Genomic DNA, 17,401 nt, shown 5'->3' on the forward strand with positions numbered 1-17,401 from the left:
CGTGACGGAGCGCGTTACTCGTACTCCCGTACGGGTACCCGGGGCCCATGGACCGCTTGGATCATCTTGAGCACCTGGACAGGCAACTGGTCGACGAGCTGGCGCAGGTGGCGCGTGAGACCGTGCGGGACGAGCTGCGCGAGCAGACGCGCAGGCAGCGCCGTCGGGCCATGCTCTACGCCGGCTCCGGCGCCGTCGCCCTGTACGCGGGCGCGGCCCTCGCGCTCGCTCTCGGGCTGGGCCTCGCCACCGGACTGCCGGACTGGGCCGCCGCACTGATCACCGCGGCGATCCTCGGCGTGGTGGCGTACGTGCTGCGCGGCGCGGCCCGCCCGTCGGCGTCCCGGCCGACGACGGAGCACGCGGCAGCGCCGGACGCCGCCCATCGACCCCACCTCGGTGAACACGACCTCGGTGGCAGCGCGCCGACCGCGCCGCCCGGTGGGCTCGGCCTGCCGTACCCGCCGATGCCGGCCGGCCCGCCCGGAGCGACGCCGGACGCGTCCGAGCCGCGGCCGCCGCACCCGGACGACATCGACCCCGAGCAGCCGCACCACCGGGCGTGATGCCGGTGCGCAAGCTGCGGAAGGGGGCCCTGCCGAAGCGCGGCAGGGCCGTCGTCGTGACCGGGGCCAGCGGCGGCGTCGGCCGGGCGGCGGCCCGGGCCTTCGCCGCGCGCGGCGACCGGGTCGCCCTGCTCGCCCGGGGACGCGAGGGTCTCGCCGCGGCGGCGGACGAGGTCCAGCGCGCCGGGGGCGAGGCCCTGGTCGTCACCGTGGACATGGCCGACGCCAAGGCCGTCGAGGACGCCGCCCAGAAGGTGGTCGACGCCTTCGGGCACATCGACGTCTGGGTCAACAACGCCTTCGCCGGGATCTTCGCGCCGTTCACCGAGATCACCCCGGACGAGTTCCGGCGGGTGACCGAAGTGACGTACCTGGGCTATGTGTTCGGTACCCGGGCCGCCCTGCGGCACATGCTGCCGCGCGACCGGGGCACGATCGTGCAGGTCGGTTCCGCGCTCGCCTACCGCGGGGTTCCGCTGCAGTCGGCGTACTGCGGGGCGAAGCACGCGATCCAGGGGTTCAACGAGTCGCTGCGGTGCGAGCTGCTCCGCGGCGGGAGCCGGGTGCGGACGACGATGGTGCAGATGCCCGCCCTCAACACCCCGCAGTTCGACTGGGTGTTGAGTCGGATGCCGGGACGGGCCCGGCCGGTGGCCCCGGTCTACCAGCCGGAGGTGGCCGCGCGGGCGATCGTGCACGCCGCGGGGCACGCACGGCGCCGGGAGTACTGGGTCGGGGGTTCGACGGTGGCGACGCTGATGGCCAACGCCGTCGTTCCCGGGTTCCTGGACCGGTATCTGGCGCGGACCGGGTTCGACGCGCAGCACGACGAGGGTGAGCAGGAAGGGCCGACGAATCTGTGGACGCCTGCGGATGGGCTTCGCGGGCGGGACTTCGGGGCGCATGGGCGTTTCGACGGCGAGGCTTGTGCGGGAGGGCCTCAGGAGTGGCTGTCCCGAAATCGTGGCCGGGTGGGGCAGGTTGTCACGGTCGGGGTGGGTGTGCTGACCGCACGATGGCTGGGGCGGCGGCTGTAGTGAGCCTGCGGCTCCGCCGTGGGGCTCGATGCGTGTAGATCGTCTGCGGCGCCATTGTGGCTGGTCGCGTGTGGCTGGTCGCGCCCGCGCGGCGGAGCCGCACATTGATACAGCCCCGCGCCCCTGGGGGGCGCTGCCGTGAGGCCGTCTGGTCAGGCGACCCGGAACTCCTGTACCTCCTCTGCCCTCAGCGTGAGTCCGTGGCCCGCGCCCTGGGTCGGGGTGATCGTGCCGCCGCGGGGGTCCAGGGCGCCGTCGAAGAACATGTCCTCCACGCGGACGTGGTCGTGGAACCACTCGATGTGCCGCAGGTTGGGGAGTGCGGCGGCCGCCGCGGCGTGGGCGTGGGGCGCGCAGTGGGCCGAGACCTCCAGGCCGTGGGCCTGGGCCACGGCGGCGGCGCGCAGGAACTCGGTGACGCCGCCGCAGCGGGTCGCGTCGATCTGGAGGCAGTCGACCGCCCCCGCGGTGATCATGCGGGCGAAGTACGGGAGGTCGTAGCCGTATTCGCCGGCAGTGACGTCGCACGGCAGGGTGTCGCGGAGGAGACGCAGGCCGGTCAGATCGTCCGAGGACACCGGTTCCTCGAACCAGGTGACAGCGTGCTCGGCGAGGGCGTGGCCGACGCGGATCGCCTGCTTGCGGGTGTAGGCGCCGTTGGCATCGACGTACAACTCCGCCTCGGGGCCGATCACCTGGCGGGCCGCCCGTACCCGGGAGACGTCACGCGCGGTCGCGCGCCCCAGGTCCTCGCCGATCTTTATCTTCACGCGCGGGATGTGCTGACCGTGCACCCAGCCGTTCAACTGCGCGGCCAGATGGGTGTCGTGGTACGTCGTGAAGCCTCCGCTGCCGTAGACGGGGACCTGTTCGCGACAGGTGCCCAGCAGCCGGGCCAGGGGCAGTTCGAGGATGCGGGCCTTGAGGTCCCACAGGGCGATGTCCAGGGCCGAGATCGCGCACGCGGCGATGCCCGGGCGGCCCGCGTTGCGGATCGCGCGGACCATCGCCTCGTGCGCGGCCGGGATGTCCAGGGCCTCGCGTCCCTCGACGAGCGGTGCGAGATGGTCACGCAGGAAGTCGCCGACCGCCGCCGGGCCGTACGTCCAACCGGTGCCGGTCGCGTCGCCCGCCGTCACCTCGGTGATCACCACGGTCGTGGAGTTCCACGCCAGCGTGCCGTCGGCCTCGGGAGCGTCGGTGGGCACCGTGTAGACGGAGACGACGGGGAGATGGAGTTTCATCGCGTCCGCCCCTCGTCACGGCTGAAGCTGCGGCAGCACCTTCGTACGGTAGAAGTCGAAGAAGCCGCGCTGGTCGGGGCCGATCTGACTGACGTAGACGCGGTCGAAGCCCGCCTCGGCGAAGGCGCTCAGCTCCGACACGTGCTCGTCGACGTCGTCGCCGCACACCGTGTTCTCGCTCACCATCTGCTCGGTGACCAGCGGTTCCAGCTGCTCGAAGTGGCGCGGTGAGGGCAGGATCTGGGCCATCTCGCCGGGCAGCAGCTGGTTGGACCACAGCCGGCGCACCGTGCGTACGGCCTCGTCGCGGTCGGTGCCGTAGCAGACCTTCGTGCCGCCCATCACCGGCTTGCCGTGGCCGCCGCCCTTGCGGAACCGGGTCACCATCTCCTCGTCCGGCATCATCGTGATGAAGCCGTCGCCGACGCGGGCCGCGAGGGCTGTCGCGGCCGGGCCGAAGCCGGAGACGTCGATCTGGACGGGTTCGTCGGGGACCGTGTAGAGGCGGGCGTTCTCCACCCGGTAGTGGCTGCCGTAATGGCTGATCTCCTCGCCGGTGAACAGCCGGCGCATGATCAGGATCGCCTCCTCCAGCATCTCCAGGCGGACGCTCGCGGGTGGCCACACATGGCCGAGTATGTGCTCGTTGAGGGCCTCGCCCGAGCCGACGCCGAGCCGGAAACGGCCGTTCGTCATGACCGCGGAGGTCGCCGCGGCCTGCGCCACCACCGCCGGGTGGATCCGCGCGGTCGGGCAGGTCACGGCCGTCTCGACGGGCAGCGACACCGCCTCCGAGATCGCGCCGATCACCGACCACACGAAGGGGCTCTCGCCCTGCGCGTCGTTCCACGGGTGGTAGTGGTCCGATATCCACAGCGACTGGAATCCGGCCTGTTCCGCCATCCTCGCCTGCTCGACGAGTTCGGCGGGACGGAACTCCTCGCACGCCAGGAAGTAGCCGTACTCGGGCATGGGGGGCACCTCCGGGACTGCCGCGTCGGTCGGCGGCGGGGACGGGTCGCCGTCCGGGTACCCGGCGGCCGGGCGGGAAACCGGGCCGGAAGCGGGATGTACAGGCCGGCGTGCCGGAGACCGGCGCTGCCCGCGGGCGACGTTTGGGGGCCTTGACCAGGGGGACGCGGAAGGCTCCCGAGGTACGCGACAGCCCCGGAGGCACACCGTGAGTCGACCCCGCATCGTGATCGTCGGCGCCGGATTCGCCGGGTACCGGGCGGCCCGCACGCTCTCCCGGCTCACCCGGGAGAAGGCCGACATCGCCCTGCTGAACCCGACCGACTACTTCCTGTACCTGCCCCTGCTGCCCCAGGTCGCCGCCGGCATCCTGGAACCGCGCCGGGTGACCGTCTCCCTCTCCGGCACCCTGCCCCATGTCCGGCTCGTGCTGGGCGAGGCCGACTCCATCGACCTCGACGGGCACACCGTCCACTACACCGGCCCCGAGGGCGACGCCGGCAGCCTGCCCTTCGACCGGCTGATCCTCGCCGCGGGCAGCGTCAACAAGCTGCTGCCCATCCCCGGCGTCGCCGAGCACGCGCACGGCTTCCGCGGCCTGCCCGAGGCGCTGTACCTGCGCGACCACGTGACCCGGCAGGTGGAGCTGGCGGCCGCCGCCGACGACCCCGAGAGCTGCGCCGCGCGGTGCACCTTCGTCGTGGTGGGTGCCGGATACACCGGTACGGAGGTCGCCGCGCAGGGCCAGCTGTTCACCGACGCCCAGGTGCGCAAACACCCCCTGCGGGCCGGTATGCGGCCGCGCTGGCTGCTGCTCGACATCGCCGACCGCGTGCTGCCCGAACTGGAGCCGAGGCTCTCCCGCACCGCCGACCGGGTGCTGCGTGAGCGGGGCGTGGAGGTGCGGATGGGCACCTCCGTGAAGGAGGCCACGCACGGTGGGGTGCTGCTGACCGACGGCGAGTCCGTCGACACCCGCACGCTGGTGTGGTGCGTCGGCGTACGGCCCGATCCGCTCGCCGAGTCCCTCGGCCTGCCCCTGGAGCGGGGGCGGCTCCTCGTGGACCCGCACCTCCAGGTGCCGGGCCGGCCCGAGGTGTTCGCCGCCGGGGACGGGGCGGCCGTGCCCGACCTGGAGAAGCCCGGCGAGTACACGCCGATGACCGCCCAGCACGCCTGGCGGCAGGGCAAGACCGTGGCCCACAACGTCGCCGCGTCCCTGGGGCACGGCGAGCGGCGCCCCTACCGCCACCGCGACATGGGCTTCGTCGTGGACCTCGGCGGCGTCAAGGCGGCCGCCAACCCACTCGGCATCCACCTCTCCGGCGTGGCGGCGGGCGCCGTCACCCGCGGCTACCACCTCGCCGCGATGCCCGGCAACCGCGTCCGCGTCGCCGCCGACTGGCTCCTGGACGCCGTACTCCCGCGCCAGGCCGTCCAGTTGGGGCTGGTGCGTGCGTGGTCGGTGCCGCTGGACACCGCCTCGCCGGAGCTGGCGCGCACGCCGGGCCGGCCGGAGAAGGCGCCCGCCCCCTCAGCGCGACCGAACCCCGGGGCGTCCGGACGTGAGCCCGAGTCCGCGCAAGGGCGGCAGCCGAGCACCGACCCGGCGAAGACCCGGCCTGGCGGGGAGCCCGCGAAGAACCAGCCTGGCGGGGAGCCCGCGAAGAACCAGCCTGCCGGTGAACCCGCCACGAGTCCGGGGCCCGGCCGCCCCGCGACCGGATCCGAGCCGCTCGATCCCGTCCGGGACCCAGACGCCGGCAAGCACCACGAACCGCCCGGCCCGGTGACGCGCCCCGATCTGCGAGCGGGCCGGGAGCCGGGAGCCGGTACCTCCGCGGACCGCGAAGCACCTCCCGGATCCCCGGCCGTCCACAAGCCGCATCCGGACGCCCCCATAGCCCCCGAACCCCGCTCCCGCCAGCCTTCTGAAGGAGACCAGGAGACCCATGAACACCGCTGAACTCGTCGAACTGGCCCAACAGTTGCGTGTGGACAGTGTGCGTGCCTCCGACGCCGCGGGATCCGGGCATCCGACGTCGTCGATGTCCGCCGCGGATCTGATGGCCGTACTCCTCGCGGAGCATCTGCGTTACGACATCGACCGGCCGGCGCACCCCGGCAACGACCGCTTCGTGCTGTCCAAGGGACACGCCTCGCCCCTGCTGTACTCCGCGTTCAAGGCCGCGGACGCCATCGAGGACGGCGAGCTGGTCACCTTCCGCAAGCTCGGCAGCCGGCTCGAAGGGCATCCGACGCCGAGGCAGCTGCCGTGGGTGGAGACCGCGACGGGGTCGCTCGGGCAGGGACTGCCGATCGGTGTCGGCATCGCGCTGGCCGGGAAGCGGCTGGACCGGAGCGGGTACCGGGTGTGGGTGCTGTGCGGGGACAGCGAACTCGCCGAGGGATCCGTGTGGGAGGCCGCCGAGCACGCGGCCTACGAGCATCTGGACAACCTCACCGCGATCGTCGACGTGAACCGGCTCGGCCAGCGCGGGCCGACCCGGCACGGGCACGACCTCGACGCCTACGCCCGCCGCTTCCAGGCCTTCGGCTGGCACACCGTCGAGGTCGACGGGCACGACGTGGACGCCATCGACCGCGCGTACGGGGAGGCCCGGTCCACCGTCGGACAGCCCACCGTGATCCTCGCCCGCACCCTCAAGGGCAAGGGCGTCCAAGCCGTCGAGGACCGCGAGGGACTGCACGGCAAGCCGCTGCCGGACGCCGACGAGGCCATCGCGGAACTCGGCGGACGGCGCGACCTGCGCGTCCGGGTCCACGAACCGCCCGCGACCCGCATGCTGCACGCCGTACGCGCCGGACACGTCGAACTTCCCCGCTGGGACAAGGGGGAGGAGGTCGCCACCCGCAACGCCTACGGCGAGGCGCTCGCCGCGCTCGGCACCGGACGCGGTGACGTCGTCGCCCTCGACGGCGAGGTGAGCGACTCCACCCGCGCCGAGTTCTTCGCCAAGGAACACCCCGACCGGTTCTTCGAGTGCTACATCGCCGAGCAGCAGATGGTCGCCGCCGCGGTGGGGCTCGCGACCCGCGGCTGGGTGCCGTACGCCTCCACGTTCGCGGCCTTCCTCACCCGCGCCCACGACTTCGTTCGCATGGCGTCGGTCAGCGGCGCCGGCGTCAACCTCGTCGGCTCGCACGCGGGCGTCGCCATCGGACAGGACGGGCCGAGCCAGATGGGCCTGGAGGACCTGGCGATGATGCGCGCAGTGCACGGCTCGACCGTGCTGTACCCGTGCGACGCCAACCAGACCGCGCAGCTCGTCGCCGCCATGGCCGGCCTGGAGGGCGTTCGCTATCTGCGCACCTCGCGCGGCGCCGCCCCGGTGATCTACGGACCTGACGAGGAGTTCCCGGTCGGCGGCAGCAAGGTGCTGCGCTCCGGTGACCACGACCGGCTGACCGTCGTCGCGGCCGGCGTCACCGTGCACGAGGCGCTCACCGCCGCCGACACCCTGGCCCGCGACGGCATCCAGATCAGGGTCGTCGACCTCTACTCCGTCAAGCCCGTCGACCGGGCCACCCTGCGCCGGGCCGCCGAGGAGACCGGCTGTCTGGTCACCGTGGAGGACCACCACGAGGAGGGCGGCCTCGGCGACGCCGTCCTCGACGCGTTCCTCGACGGCCGCCCGGTGCCGCGCCTGGTGCGCCTCGCCGTCCGCAGGATGCCCGGCTCGGCCTCCCCGGACGAGCAGCTGCACGCCGCGGGCATCGACGCCGCGTCCATCGCCGCCGCGGGGAAACTGCTGGTGGAGGAGGCGGTCGTACGGTGACCGGAGGCGGCGACGATACGAGGCAGGTGCGGGCGGGGCGCCGTACCGTCGAGGTCAAACGCGTCGACAAGGTGCTCTTTCCCGGGGACGGGGGCGCGAAGGAGTACACCAAGGGCGACCTCGTCGACTACTACCGGTCCGTCGCCGAGTTCATGCTGCCGCACCTGCGTGGCCGTCCGCTGATGCTGGAACGCCACCCCGACGGCGTCGACGGGCCGCGGTTCATGCAGAAGAACACCCCGGACCACTACCCGGACTGGATCACCCGGGCCGAGGTCGCCAAGGAGGACGGCACCGTGACCCACACGGTCTGCGACGACGTGGCGACCCTCGTCTACCTCGCTGACCAGGCCTGTCTCACCCTGCACCGCTGGCTGTCGCGCACCGGCCGGATCGACTGCCCCGACCGGATGGTCTTCGACCTCGACCCGGCCGAGGACGACTTCGAGCCGGTCCGGGAAGCCGCCGGTCTGCTCGGCGAGCTGCTCGACTCGCTGAAGCTTCCGTCGGCCCTGATGACCACCGGGTCACGCGGCCTTCACGTCGTCGTACCGCTGAAGGGGGAACAGGACTTCGACCAGGTACGCCGGTTCGCCCGGGACGTCGCCGACACCCTTGTCGACGCCCACCCGGACCGGCTCACCACCGCCGCCCGCAAGAAGGACCGCGGCGACCGTCTCTACCTCGACGTCCAGCGCAACGCCTACGCCCAGACCGCGGTCGCGCCCTTCACCGTGCGCCCCCGGCCCGGCGCCCCCGTGGCCACGCCCCTGACCTGGGCCGAGCTGGACGACCCGGACCTCGACGCCCGCCGCTGGACCATCGCGGACGCCGTGGACCAGGCCCGCACCAACCCCTGGGCGGGGGTGATGAGCCGTCCCCGCGCCCTGGGACCCGCCCGGCGCAGGCTCGACGGACTTCGTGGTTGACGCGCTTCGTGGCCGACCCACGCGAACTCATGGGTTTGGCCGACGCCTTCCGGGCCACTCGCCGTGGGAGGCGCCCATGACTGATTCACAGAACTCACCCAAATCATCCAGACAACGACAGGGCGGGGCGGACGACATGCCGAGCCCCATGGAGGTGCTGCGCCAGGCGCGCGCCCAGCTCGCCGAGCTCACCGGCAAAGCCGCGGAGACGGTGTCTTCGTTCGAACAGACCGAGGACGGCTGGGTGCTGGAGATCGAGGTCCTGGAGCTGGCCCGTGTCCCCGACACGATGAGCCTGATGGCGAGCTACCAGGTCGACCTCGACCAGCAGGGACAGCTCACCGGCTACCGCCGTGTCCGCCGCTACGAACGCGGACGGTCCGACGCACACAGGCCCGGCGGCCGTTAGGCCGCCCGCCCACGCCCTGCACACCATCCCCAGACAAGGAGGAACGGCCGGCATGACCGTTGTCCCGGCACAGCAGACCGGAGGCGGAGGCGGCAGCAGCGGCCTCTACGACGTCCTGGAGCTCGTCCTCGACAGGGGGCTCGTCATCGACGCGTTCGTACGGGTCTCCCTCGTCGGCATCGAGATCCTCAAGATCGACGTACGGGTCGTCGTCGCCAGCGTCGACACCTATCTCCGCTTCGCCGAGGCGTGCAACCGGCTCGACCTGGAGGCAGGCCCGCGCAAGGACCCGGGCCTGCCCGACCTGGTCGGCGAGATCACCGAGTCCGGTGCGCGCGGCAAGTCCAAGGGGGCGCTGTCCGGCGCAGCCGAGACCATCTCCGACGCCTTCAAGCAGGCGCGGGACGAAGGCGAGCGCGAGCCCAAGCCGCGCGCCCGCAAGTCCACCGCGTCGCGCCGGAAGGAGGAGCAGGAGTGAGCACGTACGTGTACGGCATCACCGCGAGCTCGCACCCCTCCCTCCCGAGCGCCGTGGGCGGCGTCGGCGACCCGCCCAGCCCGGTACGCGTCCTGAAGCGGGGCGACCTGGCCGCGCTCGTCAGCGACGCCCCCGAAGGACTGCGCCCCAAGCGCAAGGAACTGCTCGCCCACTCGAACGTGCTCGCCGAGGCGGGCGCGGCCGGGTGCGTGCTGCCCATGCGGTTCGGGAGCATCGCCCCCGACGACGACGCGGTCACCTCGGTCCTCGCCGAGCGCGCCGAGCACTACAAGGAACGCCTCACGGCCCTGGACGGCACGGTCGAGTACAACATCAAGGCCAGCCACGCCGAAGAGGCCGTGCTGCACCGCGTACTGTCGGAGAACCCGGAGATCCGGTCCCTGACGGAGGCCAATCGGCAGGCCGGCGGCGGCACTTACGAGGAGCGGCTGCGGCTCGGCGAGATGGTGGTCGCCGCGGTCAAGGCCCAGGAGGCCGAGGACGCGACCGACGTCCAGCACACCCTGGAACCGGCGGCGGACGCGGTCAGCGTCGGCCCCGACTCCTCCGGCTGGCTCGCCAACGTGTCGTTCCTGGTGGCCCGCGAAGGCGTCGAGACCTTCCTCGCGGCCGTGGAACAGCTCCGCAAGGGCCATCCGCACCTCGAACTGCGCGTCAACGGCCCGCTGCCGCCGTACAGCTTCGTCGATCCCGGCCCGGCCGAGCCCGCGGGGACCATGACCGGCGCGGAGAGCGCGGAGGAGTGAGGCCGTGGGACTGATCGGAGAGGTGGTGCTGCTGCCGTTCGCGCCGGTGCGCGGCAGCGCGTGGGTGATCAGACAGGTCCTGGAGGAGGCGGAGCGCCTCTACTACGACCCGGCGACCGTGCGGGCGGAACTGGCCGCGCTGGAGGAGCAGTTGACGTCCGGTGAGATCGACGAGGACGAGTTCGACCGCCGGGAGGACGAACTCCTCGACCGGCTGGAGATCGCCCTCGCGCACGGTACGGGCAACTGAGGGGACGGCACGATGAACCGAGTGGGACTCGGCCTCGCGGTAGGGGCCGGATACGTCCTCGGACGTACGAAGAAGCTGAAACTGGCGTTCGCCGTAGGCACGTTGGTGGCCGGCAAGCGCATGCAGCTGAGCCCGCGGGCGCTCGCGGACCTGGTGTCCCAGCAGCTCCAGAACAACCCGCAGTTCAAGGAGCTCGGGGACCAGCTGCGCGAGGACCTGCGCGGCGTGGGCAAGGCGGCGTCCGGCGCCATGGTCGAGCGACAGCTCGACGCCTTCGCCGACCGGCTGCACGGGCGCACCGCACAGGTGCGGGACCAGCTGGCCGGGGTGGGGACCGAGGTGCCCGACCTCGGTCCGGACGACGAGGAGCCCGAGGAGTCCGAGGGGCCGGACGAGCCGGAGGACACGGACACCGAGGAGGAGCCCGAGGCGCAGGAGCGGCCGCGCCGGAAGAAGGCGGCGAAGAAGGCTCCGGCGAAGAAGGCGCCCGCGCCGGCCAAGAAGACCGGGGCGAAGAAGGCTCCGGCCAAGAAGACCGCTGCGAAGAAGACGGCCGCGGCGAAGAAGACAGCGAACAGGAAGCCCGCCGCCAAGAAGACGGCAGCCGCGTCACGCGGTGCCGCCCGCGGCGCGCGCTCCCGGCTGCCGAAGGGCGGTGACGAGCGATGACCGAGACACTCAGCGGCGTGGCCCGCGGCGAGGCCGCCGACCGGCTCAAGGCCGAACTGCGCGAGTACCTCGCCGCCCAGGCCACCCGGCTGCTGACCGGCGCAGGCCAGAAACTCGGGCAGGCCACGGTCAAGCTGACCGACATCGCCGAGGGCAACAGCCCCGGCTTCGCCCAGCTCGCCCTGGACGGCGGCCGCAAGCTCGCCGAGGGCAAGGGGCCCCTGCGCAGCGCGCTGGAGCTCGGCGCCTCCCGCGCCAAGGACAACGTGACCGAAGCGCTGAAGAACCTCGGCGGCGGCAAGGGCAAGAGCAAGGGTGGGGCGGGCAAGAAGCCCACCGTCATCCTCGAGTACGTCGACGTCGGCGTCCCGCTGCGCACCGCGTACGACCAGTGGACCCAGTACCAGGACTTCAGCACCTTCGCGAAGGGCGTGAAGAGCGCGAACCGCGCCGACGACACGACCTCCGACTGGCAGCTGAAGGTGTTCTGGTCCAACCGCAGCTGGAAGGCGCACACCACCGAGCAGACGCCCGACGACCGCATCGCCTGGACGTCCGAGGGCGCCAAGGGCACCACGAAGGGCGTCGTCTCCTTCCACCGGCTCGCCGACAACCTCACCCGCGTCCTGCTCGTCGTCGAGTACTACCCCAAGGGACTCTTCGAGAAGACCGGCAACCTCTGGCGCGCCCAGGGCCGCCGCGCCCGGCTCGACCTCAAGAACTACGTCCGCTACATCACCCTCAAGGGAGAGGCCGAGGCCGGCTGGCGCGGCGAGATCCGCGACGGCGAGGTCGTCCGCAGCCACGAGGACGCGGTCGCGGAGGAGGACGAGGAGGCGTACCAAGGAGGGGAGGAGGAAGAAGGCGAAGCCGCGTACGCGGATGACGAGAACGGCGAGTACCCGGACGACGACAGGGAGTACGCGGACGAGGACGGTGAGGAACCGGAGGGCGAGTACGACACGGAGGAGGAGTACGCGGACGAACAGCCCGAGTCCGAGTCCGAGCCCGAGTCCGAGCCCGAGTACGAGGCCGAGGAGGAATCCGAGGAGGAGCCCGAGGACGAGGCCGAGTACGCCGGTGGCGGGAGCCGCCGATGACCACGCCCGGGCGGCTGCCCCAGCCCTACGGCCACGACAGCGGCGCCAACCTCGCCGACATCCTGGAGCGCGTGCTCGACAAGGGCGTCGTCATCGCCGGTGACATCCGGATCAACCTGCTCGACATCGAACTCCTCACGATCAAGCTGCGGCTCATCGTCGCCTCCGTCGACAAGGCGAAGGAGATGGGCATCGACTGGTGGGAGGACGACCCGGCGCTCTCGACGCGCGCCCGCCGTGACGAACTGGCCCGGGAGAACGCCGAGTTGCGCGAGCGGCTGGCCCAGCTGGAGCCCGCTCGGGGACAGGAGGAGGCCTCATGACCGGACTGCGCTACGTCTACGCCATCTGCCGTCCCTTTCGCTCGGCCCTCCAGCGGCAGCTGACGGGGGTGGCGGGGTCGCCGCCCAAGCAGCTGACGCACCACGGCCTGATCGCCGTCGTCAGTTCGGTGCCCGAGACGGACTTCGCCGAGGAGCCGCTGCGCGCCCACCTGGAGGACATGGAGTGGCTCACCGCCACGGCCCGCGCCCACCAGACGGTCATCGACGCGCTCACCGCCGTCACCACCCCACTGCCGCTCCGGCTGGCCACCGTCTTCCGGGACGACAGCGGCGTACGGACCATGATCGAGGCCCGCGAGGACGACTTCCGGCGCATCCTCGACCGCCTGGAGGGGCGCGTCGAGTGGGGCGTGAAGGTGTACGCCGAGCCGGAGCCCACCGAGGCCGACCAGCCGGGCGAGGGCGCGCAGGGCGGCGGGACCGGGCGTGGGGCCGTGTCCGGTCGCGACTATCTGCGGCAGCGCCGCATGCAGACGCGGGCGCGTGAGGACGTATGGCAGAAGGCGGCCGCATTCTCCGGCCGACTGCACGAAACGCTCTCCGCTTTCGCCGAGGATTCCCGGCTGCATGCCCCGCAGAGCGCCGCGCTTTCCGGCGCTTCCGGGCAGAACATGCTGAACGCCGCCTATCTGGTGCCGCGCGGGGATTCCGAGGAATTCGTCGAACTGGTGGACCGGGAGAAGGACGACGCCCCCGGAATCCGGGTCGAACTCACCGGACCCTGGGCGGCGTATTCCTTCACCGGGGAGTTCGCGGAGGAGCCGGAGGTGGAACCGTGACCGCCGTCGAACGCCGCGAGATCGCCCTCGTGGACCTGCTCGACCGGCTGCTCTCCGGGGGCGTCGTCGTCACCGGGGACATCACCCTGCGGATCGCGGACGTCGACCTCGTCCGGATCGACCTGAACGCACTGATCAGCTCGGTCGACGAGCAGGTCCCGTCGCCCTGGGGGGAGCCGGCGTGACGTCCCACCGCAACCGACTGGACCTCGACCCCGACACCGTGGAACGCGACCTCGTGAAACTCGTCCTGACCGTCGTGGAACTGCTGCGCCAGCTCATGGAGCGCCAGGCGCTGCGCCGCTTCGACACGGGTGATCTGAGCGAGGAGCAGGAGGAGCGGATCGGGCTCACGCTGATGCTGCTGGACGACCGGATGACCGAGCTGCGCGAGCGGTACGGGCTGCGGCCCGAGGACCTGAACCTGGACCTCGGGCCGCTGGGGCCGTTGCTTCCCCGGGAGTGAGGAACCAACGCTTTTCCCGGGGGCTTTTCCCGGGAGTGAGAACTAACTCGGATTCACCATCGATACCAGCGACCCCGGCCCCCTGCCGCGGTGGTGCCGCGCATCACGAAACCCAGGAGCCACAGCACCAGAACCACGATCGCGATCCACCACAGCGCCTTCAGTGCGAATCCGGCGCCGAAGAGAATCAGGGCCAGCAACAGCACGAGCAGAATAGGTACCATTGTTTTTTGACCTCCTGCACACCGTGTTTCCAGGAAATCGCGATTCAGGCATCTTTACGGCACAGAATCTCCCCGTGCAGAACACTGAACCAGCCTTCTTCCTGCCGGCCCCACTCCCGCCACGCCTCCGAGACGGCCCTCAGCTGCTCAGCGCTCGCGTGCCCGCCCTCCGTGGCCCGCTCGGCATACGCCGAGGCCAGCGTGCGGTCCGCCCACAGCCCGCTCCACCAGGCCCGTTCGTCCGGCGTCGAGAACGTCCAGGTGCTCGACGTGGCCACGATGTCCGTGAGCCCCGCCCGCAGTGCCCAGGACTTCAGCCGCCGCCCGGCGTCCGGCTCACCGCCGTTGGCGCGGGCGACCCGGCGGTACAGGTCCAGCCAGGCGTCCATGCCCTGGGACGCCGGATACCAGGTCATGGCCGCGTAGTCCGAGTCGCGGACCGCGACGAACCCGCCGGGCCTCGTCACCCGCCGCATCTCGCGCAGCGCGCCCACCGGGTCGCCGACGTGCTGGAGCACCTGGTGGGCGTGGACGACGCAGAAGGTGTCGTCCGGGAAGTCCAGGGCGTGCACGTCGGCGACCGCGAAGTCGACGTTCGTCAGCCCGCGGCCGGCCGCCGTGGCCCCGGCCTGCTCCAGGATCTCAGGCGCCCGGTCGGCACCGGTCACCCGCCCGTCGGGCACCAGGGCCGCCAGGTCGGCGGTGATCGTGCCCGGACCGCAGCCCACGTCCAGGATCCGCATGTGCGGCTTCAGTGAGGGGAGCAGGTAGGCGGCCGAGTTGGCGGCCGTGCGCCAGGTGTGCGAGCGCAGCACGGACTCGTGGTGCCCGTGGGTGTAGACGGCGGTCTCCCGTGCGGTCTCCCGCAGGTTCTCCGGTGTGCTCTCGTCGGCCTTCGACATGGCTGTTCCCCTCGTCTCGTCCTGCCGGGCGGTACTCGACACGGTACGCCCGCATGTCGCATGGTGAGACCGACGTTTTACTATGCGGACTGACAGGGTGTCAGTGCATGTCAGGCTCCGGGCAGCGGCCGGTACACCGTCAGCGCCTCCGGCAGCTTCTCCAGCGTCACGTCGCCGCCCACCTCGGTGACTTCGCCGTCGTACGCGAGGAGCGCGCCCGGGGTGACGCCGGACAGGTGCAGTCGGCCGACCTGGACCGCCGCGTGGGCCGGGGACCGGGTCAGCGGGCCCGCGGCGGCGGCCGCGAGCAGACGCAGCGCGGGCCGGCGCCCGCCGTGCACGACGCGTACGTCGAGCACACCGTCCGCGAGGTTCAGGCGCCGCGCGGGGGCGAGGCCCATCCGGTGGTAGGTGCCGTTCCCGGCGAACAGCATCCACAACGGGTGCGCACGGCCCGCGACTTCGGCGTGCAGCGGATGGCGGTCGCTGCGCAGCACACGCAGCGCCGCGAGCACCCCGGCCGGCCAGGCGCCGACGCGGGACGAGAAGCGGTCCCGCTCGCGCACCAGCTCCGGATACACACCGAGGCTGCACGTGTTGAGGAACACCCCCTGCTGTCCGTCGCAGGTGAATCGGCCCACGTCCACGCGCACCGCCTCGCCCCGCTGGAGGGCCCGGCTCAGATCGCGCTCGTCCTCCACGCCCAGGTCGTAGGCGAAGTGGTTGAGCGTGCCGCCGGGCAGCACCGCGAGAGGCAGGCCGTGCTCCAGGGCCACCTCGGCCGCCGCGTTGACCGTGCCGTCGCCGCCGCACACGCCGAGCACCCGGGCCCGGGCCGCCGCCTTGCCCAACTCCGCCCGGGCGTCGTCCGGTTCGCACTCGACGAGCTCGGCGCGCGGCAGCAGATCCAGCAGGGCGTGCACCCGGTCGGAGCTGCCCGACCCCTTGTTGGCCACCACGACCAGTCCGTCCCCGTCCGGCAGCGCGGGAACGTCGGTACGGGGCCGGGCCGGCGGCACCAGCCGGTCACGCGTCGGCACCATGCCCCGTACGGCGAACGCGGCACCCGCGCCCAGGGCCGCGCCCGCCGCCACGTCGCTCGGGAAGTGGACGCCGGTGTACACCCGCGACAGCGCGACCGACCAGGCGATCGGAGCCACCGCCAGGCCCCAGGCGGGCGACTCCAGCGCGACTCCGGTCACGAACGCGGCCGCCGACGCCGCGTGCCCCGACGGGAACGACGTGGTGATCGGCTGTCGCTTCAGCTGCCGGCCCAGCGGTACCGGGTCCAGGACGGGACGGGGACGGCGTACCGACCGCTTGCCCACGGTGTTGATGGTCAGCGAGGCCAGGCTCAGCGAGGCGAGGCCCCGGGCGGCGGCCCGGCGGGCCCGGGGGGTCCGGCTGGCGGCGATCACGGCGGCCGTCGCGAACCACAGCACACCGTGGTTCGCGCTGCGGCTCAGCCGCGGCAGGACCGGCTCGGCATACGGCCAGTTCCGCTCGGCGGCGAACTCGAACAACCGGGAGTCGAGGGCGAGGAGCCGGTCGCGCAGGGCGTGCCGGCCGGGCTTCGGGACGGTGAGGTCGACGTCTGGGCTCATACAGGGCTGGGTACCCTGAAGTGGCCGATTGCTGTCCGGCCGGCGGTGACCGACACACGGAGGAACCCGTAGATGCGCCTGCTCCTCGTCCGCCACGGCCAGACGCCCTCCAACGTGGACTTTCTGCTGGACACGGCTGTTCCGGGCGCCGGGCTCACCGCGCTCGGCGAGCAGCAGGCCGCGGCGCTCCCCGTGGCTCTGGCCGACGAGGACATCGAGGCGGTCTACGCCTCCACCCTGGTCCGCACCCAGCTCACCGCCGCCCCGTTGGCGGGCGCGCGGGGCCTTGAAGTGCTCGTGCGGGACGGGATCCGTGAGGTGGCTGCGGGGGATCTGGAGATGCTGCGCGGCGACAACGAGCACGGTGAGCTCTACATGAAGACGGTGTTCGCCTGGGCGGGCGGGGACGTGGGGCTGCGGATGCCGGGGGGTGAGAGTGGGGCGGAGGTTCTCTCGCGCTACGACGCGGTGGTTTCGGAGGCCGCGGACAGTGGGGCCGGAGTGGTGGCCATGGTCAGTCACGGTGCGGTGATCCGGCTTTGGACGGCTGCTCGGGCGGACAACGTGGATGTGCCGTTCGCGGCGGCGCGGCCGCTCGAGAACACCGGCGTGGTGATCCTGGAGGGGTCGCCGGTGGACGGTTGGAAGGCGCTGACCTGGGCGGGGGCCGTGGTGGCTCCGGTGGGGGAAGGCGGGCCGACGGGGCGGGTGGTGGACCCCGACTAGGGTTCTCGCCCCCGCCGCCCCTACCCGTCCCATCCCTTGAAGGGGCTTCGCCCCTTCGACCCCACTGGGGCTGCCGCCCCAGACCCCGCCATCGGCCCTGAAGGGGCCTCGTCCTCAAACGCCGGACGGGCTGGG

The 17,401-nt window shown here is 72.3% G+C and carries 21 protein-coding genes; 16 read left to right on the forward strand and 5 right to left on the reverse strand.

The genetic code is table 11. The features are described 5' to 3' along the window. Nucleotides 1-47 precede the first annotated feature (47 nt). A complete protein-coding gene (locus tag ACZ4UU_RS16855) occupies nucleotides 48-566 on the forward strand; it encodes a phage holin family protein (RefSeq protein ID WP_468040542.1) in 519 nt (172 codons plus the stop codon). 5 nt (nucleotides 567-571) lie between these two features. Further along, nucleotides 572-1,603 (forward strand): SDR family oxidoreductase, encoded by a 1,032-nt coding sequence (locus tag ACZ4UU_RS16860; RefSeq protein ID WP_468040543.1) that lies wholly within the window; start codon nucleotides 572-574, stop codon nucleotides 1,601-1,603. Nucleotides 1,604-1,755: 152 nt separating this feature from the next. Here the strand turns inward: ACZ4UU_RS16860 and ACZ4UU_RS16865 are convergent, their stop codons facing one another. Continuing rightward, nucleotides 1,756-2,847 carry an enolase C-terminal domain-like protein gene (locus tag ACZ4UU_RS16865; RefSeq protein WP_468040545.1) on the reverse strand — a complete coding sequence of 364 codons (1,092 nt, stop codon included), beginning with the start codon at nucleotides 2,845-2,847 and terminating at the stop codon, nucleotides 1,756-1,758. 15 nt (nucleotides 2,848-2,862) lie between these two features. After that, complete coding sequence (locus ACZ4UU_RS16870; protein ID WP_468040547.1) at nucleotides 2,863-3,819, reverse strand: LLM class F420-dependent oxidoreductase; 957 nt, start codon at nucleotides 3,817-3,819, stop codon at nucleotides 2,863-2,865. A 208-nt stretch (nucleotides 3,820-4,027) separates the two neighbouring features. Between ACZ4UU_RS16870 and ACZ4UU_RS16875 the strand changes: the two genes are divergently transcribed. From ACZ4UU_RS16875 to ACZ4UU_RS16935, 13 genes are all read left to right on the forward strand, one after another. Next, nucleotides 4,028-5,785, forward strand: a complete 1,758-nt coding sequence (locus ACZ4UU_RS16875; RefSeq protein ID WP_468040549.1) for an NAD(P)/FAD-dependent oxidoreductase — start codon at nucleotides 4,028-4,030, stop codon at nucleotides 5,783-5,785. Then, entirely contained in the window at nucleotides 5,772-7,619 is a 1,848-nt protein-coding gene (locus tag ACZ4UU_RS16880) for a transketolase (protein ID WP_468040550.1), read from the forward strand. Before ACZ4UU_RS16875 ends, ACZ4UU_RS16880 begins: the two co-directional genes overlap by 14 nt. Next, nucleotides 7,616-8,548, forward strand: coding sequence for a non-homologous end-joining DNA ligase (ligD, locus tag ACZ4UU_RS16885; RefSeq protein ID WP_468040552.1), 933 nt, complete (start codon nucleotides 7,616-7,618; stop codon nucleotides 8,546-8,548). The genes ACZ4UU_RS16880 and ligD overlap by 4 nt, the downstream gene beginning before the upstream one ends. 76 nt (nucleotides 8,549-8,624) lie before the next feature. Next, nucleotides 8,625-8,957 carry a gas vesicle protein GvpO gene (locus ACZ4UU_RS16890; RefSeq protein ID WP_468040554.1) on the forward strand — a complete coding sequence of 111 codons (333 nt, stop codon included), beginning with the start codon at nucleotides 8,625-8,627 and terminating at the stop codon, nucleotides 8,955-8,957. 52 nt (nucleotides 8,958-9,009) lie between these two features. Next, nucleotides 9,010-9,435, forward strand: a complete 426-nt coding sequence (locus tag ACZ4UU_RS16895) for a gas vesicle structural protein GvpA (RefSeq protein WP_383449313.1) — start codon at nucleotides 9,010-9,012, stop codon at nucleotides 9,433-9,435. Continuing rightward, nucleotides 9,432-10,202 carry a GvpL/GvpF family gas vesicle protein gene (locus ACZ4UU_RS16900; protein ID WP_468040556.1) on the forward strand — a complete coding sequence of 257 codons (771 nt, stop codon included), beginning with the start codon at nucleotides 9,432-9,434 and terminating at the stop codon, nucleotides 10,200-10,202. Before ACZ4UU_RS16895 ends, ACZ4UU_RS16900 begins: the two co-directional genes overlap by 4 nt. Nucleotides 10,203-10,206: 4 nt before the next feature. Next, the gene (locus ACZ4UU_RS16905; protein WP_468040558.1) at nucleotides 10,207-10,452 is read left to right on the forward strand and encodes a gas vesicle protein GvpG; all 246 of its coding nucleotides are present in this window, start codon (nucleotides 10,207-10,209) and stop codon (nucleotides 10,450-10,452) included. Nucleotides 10,453-10,464: 12 nt separating this feature from the next. Beyond that, nucleotides 10,465-11,121 carry a DNA primase gene (locus tag ACZ4UU_RS16910; RefSeq protein ID WP_468040560.1) on the forward strand — a complete coding sequence of 219 codons (657 nt, stop codon included), beginning with the start codon at nucleotides 10,465-10,467 and terminating at the stop codon, nucleotides 11,119-11,121. After that, on the forward strand, nucleotides 11,118-12,221 hold the full coding sequence (locus ACZ4UU_RS16915) for an SRPBCC family protein (protein WP_468040561.1): 1,104 nt from the start codon (nucleotides 11,118-11,120) through the stop codon (nucleotides 12,219-12,221). Before ACZ4UU_RS16910 ends, ACZ4UU_RS16915 begins: the two co-directional genes overlap by 4 nt. After that, nucleotides 12,218-12,544: a gas vesicle protein gene (locus ACZ4UU_RS16920; protein WP_468040563.1), complete on the forward strand. Its 327-nt coding sequence runs from the start codon at nucleotides 12,218-12,220 to the stop codon at nucleotides 12,542-12,544. The genes ACZ4UU_RS16915 and ACZ4UU_RS16920 overlap by 4 nt, the downstream gene beginning before the upstream one ends. Further along, the gene (locus ACZ4UU_RS16925; protein ID WP_468040565.1) at nucleotides 12,541-13,344 is read left to right on the forward strand and encodes a GvpL/GvpF family gas vesicle protein; all 804 of its coding nucleotides are present in this window, start codon (nucleotides 12,541-12,543) and stop codon (nucleotides 13,342-13,344) included. Before ACZ4UU_RS16920 ends, ACZ4UU_RS16925 begins: the two co-directional genes overlap by 4 nt. Then, complete coding sequence (locus ACZ4UU_RS16930) at nucleotides 13,341-13,529, forward strand: gas vesicle protein (RefSeq protein ID WP_468040566.1); 189 nt, start codon at nucleotides 13,341-13,343, stop codon at nucleotides 13,527-13,529. Before ACZ4UU_RS16925 ends, ACZ4UU_RS16930 begins: the two co-directional genes overlap by 4 nt. Then, the gene (locus ACZ4UU_RS16935; RefSeq protein WP_383449305.1) at nucleotides 13,526-13,810 is read left to right on the forward strand and encodes a gas vesicle protein K; all 285 of its coding nucleotides are present in this window, start codon (nucleotides 13,526-13,528) and stop codon (nucleotides 13,808-13,810) included. Before ACZ4UU_RS16930 ends, ACZ4UU_RS16935 begins: the two co-directional genes overlap by 4 nt. A gap of 53 nt (nucleotides 13,811-13,863) precedes the next feature. Here the strand turns inward: ACZ4UU_RS16935 and ACZ4UU_RS16940 are convergent, their stop codons facing one another. From ACZ4UU_RS16940 to ACZ4UU_RS16950, 3 genes are all read right to left on the reverse strand, one after another. Beyond that, nucleotides 13,864-14,034 carry a hypothetical protein gene (locus ACZ4UU_RS16940; RefSeq protein WP_062716500.1) on the reverse strand — a complete coding sequence of 57 codons (171 nt, stop codon included), beginning with the start codon at nucleotides 14,032-14,034 and terminating at the stop codon, nucleotides 13,864-13,866. Between the two features lie 44 nt (nucleotides 14,035-14,078). Beyond that, nucleotides 14,079-14,936 (reverse strand): methyltransferase domain-containing protein, encoded by an 858-nt coding sequence (locus ACZ4UU_RS16945; RefSeq protein ID WP_468040568.1) that lies wholly within the window; start codon nucleotides 14,934-14,936, stop codon nucleotides 14,079-14,081. 110 nt (nucleotides 14,937-15,046) lie between these two features. Beyond that, nucleotides 15,047-16,540 (reverse strand): phosphatase PAP2 family protein, encoded by a 1,494-nt coding sequence (locus tag ACZ4UU_RS16950; RefSeq protein WP_468040570.1) that lies wholly within the window; start codon nucleotides 16,538-16,540, stop codon nucleotides 15,047-15,049. 72 nt (nucleotides 16,541-16,612) lie between these two features. On the opposite strand from ACZ4UU_RS16950, the gene ACZ4UU_RS16955 reads away from it, so the two are divergent. Continuing rightward, nucleotides 16,613-17,266 (forward strand): histidine phosphatase family protein, encoded by a 654-nt coding sequence (locus tag ACZ4UU_RS16955; protein WP_468040571.1) that lies wholly within the window; start codon nucleotides 16,613-16,615, stop codon nucleotides 17,264-17,266. Nucleotides 17,267-17,401 lie beyond the last annotated feature (135 nt).

Source organism: Streptomyces sp. NPDC028907 (assembly GCF_055564995.1).